Here is a 5,791-nt window from a genome sequence, read left to right on the forward strand (position 1 = left end):
AACCTCACCTACCTGATTCCAATGGCAGAAAAACCTGTTAACTATACCTACGAACCGCCAACCGGGATTCCTCGCACAAATGCAACTTATCAGACGCACAAACTGCCAATTTACAATGCTCGTTCTCTCTCGAAGAACATCTCGTTAGATAAAGAAGGATTTGCCTTTACTGGACATAATACTAATGTCCGCAACTTTTACGATGAAGACGAAGTACGCCGCGTCTACTATCCAGAAGCGGAGCAATTATTAAAAGAGGTGACAGGCAAAACTAAGGTAGTGATATTCGATCACACCCTGCGTAACGCCGGTCAGTCAAAGCCAGGTAAGAATAATATTAAAGAACCTGCCAAGCGTGTACACAACGACTTCACCGCCAAATCTGGCTATACTCGCGCCCGTTTGGAACTAGCAGCGCGAGGCATAGATAATGATGAAATTGATACACTATTGCAACAACGATTTGCCATAGTTAATGTTTGGCGAGCGATCGCACAACCAATTCAAGAGTCACCATTAGCAGTGTGTGACGCGCAAAGTATCGCATCAACAGACCTTGTAGCTGGTGATTTAGTGTACCGCGATCGCGTTGGTGAAACTTATGGAGTCACGTATAACTCCAAACATAAATGGTTCTACTTTCCGCAAATGCACAGAGACGAAGCACTATTTATCAAATGCTTCGACTCCGCAGAAAACGGACACGCCCGTTTTGCCGCTCATACAGCCTTTGAAGACCCTACTAGCCCAGCCGACGCTCCCCCACGAGAAAGCATCGAACTACGAACATTGGTCTTTTACCCCGCATAAATAGCAAAAACTCCTCCAACTCTGACTCTCTGCGCCAGACAAATCCACAATCTCATTTAATTTGGAATAAATATCATGACTTCCCAACACTTTGACATCAAACTAATTGCCGGACGTATCGGTGCAAAAATCATCGGTGTTGACTTGAGCAATAACCTCAGCGACGAAATCATCAGCGATATTCGTAAAGCTTTAGTTAAATACAAAGTCATCTTCTTCCGAGAGCAGAACCTTGACGCTCAAGGACAAGTAGCCTTCGCCCGTCGCTTCGGGGAAGTCACTACAGCCCATCCCACCGTTCCCTCATTGCCAGAAAACCCAGAAGTTCTTGACCTGAATTACGGCAAGACTGTGAGCCGCGCTAACAACTGGCACACCGATGTCACATTTGTAGACCGTCCGCCCCTTGGTTCTATTTTACGGGCGCTGGTCATTCCGCCATCAGGAGGCGATACGATTTGGGCAAACTCCGTGACTGCCTACGAAGATTTACCAACTCACCTACGTAATCTTGCTGACCAACTCTGGGCAGTACACAGCAACGCTTACGATTATGCAGCAGCTACAATTGACTTGCCAAAAGAAGTTTTAGAGCATCGGGCTGTTTTCACCTCGACAGTATACGAAACCCTGCATCCAGTTGTCCGCGTCCATCCTGAATCCGGTGAACGTGGGTTATTTATTGGTGGGTTTGTGCGCCGCCTGCGCGGTTTTTCCCAGAATGAATCTGATGAAATCGTGAAATTGTTCCAAGCTTACATTACACGTCCTGAGAACACAGTCCGGTGGCGTTGGAAAGTTGGCGATGTAGCTTTTTGGGATAATCGCGCTACTCAACATTATGCGATCGCTGACTACGGTAATCAACCTCGCCATGTTCAGCGAGTCACACTAGTGGGTGATATTCCTGTTGGTATTGATGGTAAACAGAGTGAGGCTATTAAGGGAGACTCTTCTGCATATAACCGACGTGAACCCGCTTTAGTTTAAAAGGGATTAGGGACTGGGAAGCAATATGAAAGACGGGTTCTACATAAAAATCTTGGTTCACCCTGTCCAGTTAAGCAATTTACCCAAGTTGTATCTCCTGAATTAGTAGGGGCTGCTAGGTAATTTTACAAACATTAAAGTCATTGCAACCTAATTCCCTAGCTCCCTATGAGCGAAGGGGGAAGGCGTTGCTGAATTGAAGTATGAATCTGGATGTAGAGACGTAGCACTGCTACGTCTCTACAGGGATTTTGGTATTATGCAAAATCATTTTCATACATGGAATCAGCAACGCCTAATTTTGGCGTTGCTGAATGAAGGGATGAATTGAATTATGTAGGTACAATTTGATACTTAAAATAGTGCAATAATAATTTAATTGAGTATCTCAGCATTTCTTCAGACTTAGAATAGCATAAGGTTTTTCGGTGAAGGCGTGCAAGATAATGACGTAATCGAGTATTTTCATTTTCCACTCTTGTCATATATGTTTTACTCACAATTTGGTCTCCATCAGGGATAAAATTTGGGTAAACCTTCCAGCCATCGGTCACATAAAAATAGCTTTTCCACTCTTTAACAATTTCCCACAATGGTTTAAAAGTTTCAGCACTATGATCTCCTAAAGCCCACGCTAAAATACCCTGACTAAAGTGATTTACTGCCATCCACAGCCACCCAACAGTTTTTTTTGAACCTATAAATGTCTCTAATTCGTCTAGCTCTCCAACTTCTGGAACAATATTTTCTTTTGGCACATCTGGCAGTTGTTCTCCCAATTGTTTAACCCAATAAATAATAGTAGTATGATGTACACCTTTAACTCGTTCAATGGCACGAAAACCCATGCCATTAAGGTACATTTTTAAACATTCTTGTTTCACCTCCTCAGAATATCCCTTCGGCGGATCATACACCTCAATAAATTGGCGTTAGCGAAGCGGGGCGGAACGCACGTCGCATTTAGTACAAATGTGATGCAAGTTTACCTCTTCTCTTTCCGTTCTTGCGAATTTCCGTAGCTCCACAGTATGGACATTGCACAGTAGATATCCTCAATTCATCCCTCTATTATGCAACGCCATAATTTTATGCAATATAGGCCCCCGCCATGCCAAAGGACGATTTGCTTCTGCAAGTAAACCCACTGACATTAGTTTTATTCCTTGAACTTCTAGAGGTAAAAACTTATCACCTGTGGGAGTATTAATCACTTGAATATCAGCTTTTCCTAAACCCAACATCTGGGGAACATTGGGGCCATAAACATCAGCATCTAATAATCCTACTTTTGCACCTTGTAATTTTAAAGCTGCGGCTATATTAACGGCTGTTGTGGATTTGCCCACACCACCTTTACCACTAGAAACTGCAAGAGTTGTTTTAACACCAGGAATTGTACAAATTTGAATATAAGTTTTTTTACACCAAGATAGAGATGATATAGCGGTTCTCGAATGGAAGCAATACACTTTGACCTCACTTCCATTCCTCTCTCCTAAAAGGAGAGAGGCTTTAAATCTTGCTCCCCAACGCTAGCTCTTAAGGGGCTGTTCTTGTTAGATCTAGGAATTTCAGCATCTTTCTCCCCTACCTCTCTAGTCTGAATTATCAAAAAGCGTTATAGCTTCGTCCCACACTCAGCACAAAAGTTGTGAGTAGGAGCATTTTTTGCATTGCAGTGGCTACAATACACTGGTTCTGCTGCTGTTTTCGGCGCTTGTTTCTGCAAGCCGACCATTTGAGCGTTGCTCTTGCCAGGGGCTACCATTGGATAGCAGTTTTCGTCTCTGGTGACGTGGGCATTCAATATCACTGGGCCTTTGTGTGCCAGCATTTCGGCGATCGCATCTTTTAATTCGCTGCGATCGCTAATTACCATACCCTTAATCCCATAAGCTTTTGCCAATAACTCTACGTCTGGCATCCCTACTTCCATGTTGGAGCATGAGTAACGCTCACCATAGAAGGCTTGCTGCCACTGGCGCACCATCCCTTGCCAGCCGTTATTGATAATTATTGTCTTGACATTTATCCCATATTGTGCCAGTGTACCAAGTTCTTGCAAACACATTTGGAAACTAGCATCGCCGCTAATACAGATGACTTCTTCATCAGGAAACGCTACTTTAGCGCCCATAGCCGCAGGTAAGCCAAAACCCATCGTTCCCAAACCTGCGCTAGAAATCCAGCGCCTTGGGCCATTCTTGAGGAATTGTGCTGCCCACATTTGATGCTGTCCTACATCTGTGGTGTAGAAAGCCTGGGGTGCTTGGCGACTAACTTCTACAATCACTTCTTGGGGTGAAATGCTGTCGGGATGCTGCGGCACGATGAGAGGATATTCTTCGCGCCAACGATTAACTAAATTTAACCACTCTTGGTTTTGATTAGGTGTAGCCTTAACGCCTGTTTCTTTGCAGCGACGCAACAAGTCTACTAACACGTTCCGCACATCGCCGACGATGGGTACTTCAGGAACGCGGTTTTTGCCGACTTCTGCGGGATCGATGTCGATGTGAATTACTTTGGCGCGAGAGGCAAATTCGTCTAACTTGCCTGTAACGCGATCGTCAAATCTAGCGCCGACGCAAATCAGCAAGTCACAATCACTAACAGCGAAGTTAGCGTAAGCAGTGCCGTGCATCCCCAACATTCCCAAAGCTAGGGGATGATGTTCGTCAAATGCACCGATCCCCATTAAGGTTGTGGTGACAGGGATATCGAATAATTCAGCTAGTTGTTTGATTTCTTCATGGGCGCTAGCTGCGATCGCACCACCACCGACATATAGTAGAGGACGGCGACTTTCAGTAATCAACTGGATCGCGGCATTAATTTGCCGGGGATTTCCCTTCACCGTGGGACGATAACCGCGTAACTTCACTGAACCTGGTTTTACAGGTACATAGTCAAATTCTTCTAAAGCTACATCTTTGGGGACATCAATCAAAACTGGCCCCGGACGCCCACTGCTAGCGATGTGGAAGGCTTCGGCGACAATTCGCGCCATATCTTTGGGGTCACGCACTACATAGGAGTGCTTGACGATCGGTAGCGTAATCCCGTAAATATCGGTTTCCTGAAACGCATCTGTACCAATCGACGGCCGTGCTACTTGTCCCGTGACTACAATCATCGGAATTGAATCCATGTAGGCGGTGGCGATGCCTGTCACCAAGTTAGTTGCTCCTGGGCCGGAAGTGCCAAAGCATACTCCTACTTTTCCAGTTGCACGGGCGTAACCATCGGCGGCGTGGGCTGCGCCTTGTTCGTGTCTCACGAGAATGTGCTTAATAGCACCAGTTGCTTCCACCTTATACAGGTCGTCGTAAATTGGTAGAATTGCCCCACCAGGATAACCAAAAATGTATTCAACGCCGTGGCGATGAAGGCTCTCAAGCAGAGCAAAACCACCAGATGCACGTTTGGGCAAGGCTGGCGGGCTAGAAGTACGAGACTGTTTGTGATTCTCGGTTTGTGGGAGACTGATTTGGGAAAGCGATCGCACGGTCAAACCTCAGACTATAGCTAAAGTTAAAGTTAATGCTGAATTCTGTATTTAAGATTTCATTTTAATTGAAAACTTCAATCAAAATCTGATTAATTTTTATATGCAATATAAAACTAGATTATTAGCCTACATTAATTAAATAACGTTTTGCAAGACTTTGCGGGTATTTTTCCAAGCCCAAACACCGACAACTACGACAACAATACTCATTGCTATAAGTACAATTCGCAAGCCCAGAGCATCAGTTAATGGCCCAGTAATCGCCAAGGGTAACGCCAGAGCGATGTTAACAGCATGATTTTGAAAGCCAAAAACTTTACCGTGCATGGTACATGGTGTTTGCTGTTGAATTAAAGTTTGCATGGGTACGCCAATTAGGGAAGCACCTACACCCAAGAATGCACAGAGTCCTAGTGCCAGTAATAAGTTGTGGGTAAAAGTGAACACCCCTAAAACTAATGCAATTATTAAAAATCC

General features: G+C 44.7%; 4 protein-coding genes and 2 pseudogenes. 2 read left to right on the plus strand and 4 right to left on the minus strand.

All coding sequences use genetic code 11. The features are described 5' to 3' along the window. Positions 1 to 810 (plus strand): CmcJ/NvfI family oxidoreductase (locus tag LC574_RS22995; protein WP_229455875.1); only part of this gene is annotated, 810 nt, incomplete at its 5' end. 75 nt (positions 811 to 885) lie between these two features. Then, the gene (locus LC574_RS23000) at positions 886 to 1,800 is read left to right on the plus strand and encodes a TauD/TfdA family dioxygenase (RefSeq protein WP_229455876.1); all 915 of its coding nucleotides are present in this window, start codon (positions 886 to 888) and stop codon (positions 1,798 to 1,800) included. A 332-nt stretch (positions 1,801 to 2,132) separates the two neighbouring features. Here the strand turns inward: LC574_RS23000 and LC574_RS23005 are convergent. The 4 genes and pseudogenes from LC574_RS23005 to LC574_RS23020 form a co-directional block, all read right to left on the minus strand. Next, positions 2,133 to 2,844, minus strand: a pseudogene (locus LC574_RS23005) (IS1 family transposase). Between the two features lie 11 nt (positions 2,845 to 2,855). Beyond that, positions 2,856 to 3,272, minus strand: a complete 417-nt coding sequence (locus LC574_RS23010) for a P-loop NTPase (RefSeq protein WP_229455882.1) — start codon at positions 3,270 to 3,272, stop codon at positions 2,856 to 2,858. A 149-nt stretch (positions 3,273 to 3,421) separates the two neighbouring features. Beyond that, positions 3,422 to 5,311: a biosynthetic-type acetolactate synthase large subunit gene (gene ilvB, locus LC574_RS23015; protein WP_229455883.1), complete on the minus strand. Its 1,890-nt coding sequence runs from the start codon at positions 5,309 to 5,311 to the stop codon at positions 3,422 to 3,424. 138 nt (positions 5,312 to 5,449) lie between these two features. Next, positions 5,450 to 5,791 (minus strand): annotated as a pseudogene (locus LC574_RS23020) (MFS transporter); the annotation flags it as partial.

Source organism: Nostoc sp. CHAB 5715 (genome assembly GCF_020829685.1).
In the GTDB taxonomy this organism is placed as follows: Bacteria; Cyanobacteriota; Cyanobacteriia; order Cyanobacteriales; family Nostocaceae; genus Nostoc.

Coding starts and splice junctions, on each gene's coding strand:
- LC574_RS23000 (WP_229455876.1), top strand. CDS start 886: ATGACTTCCCAACACTTTGACATCAAACTAATTGCCGGACGTATCGGT.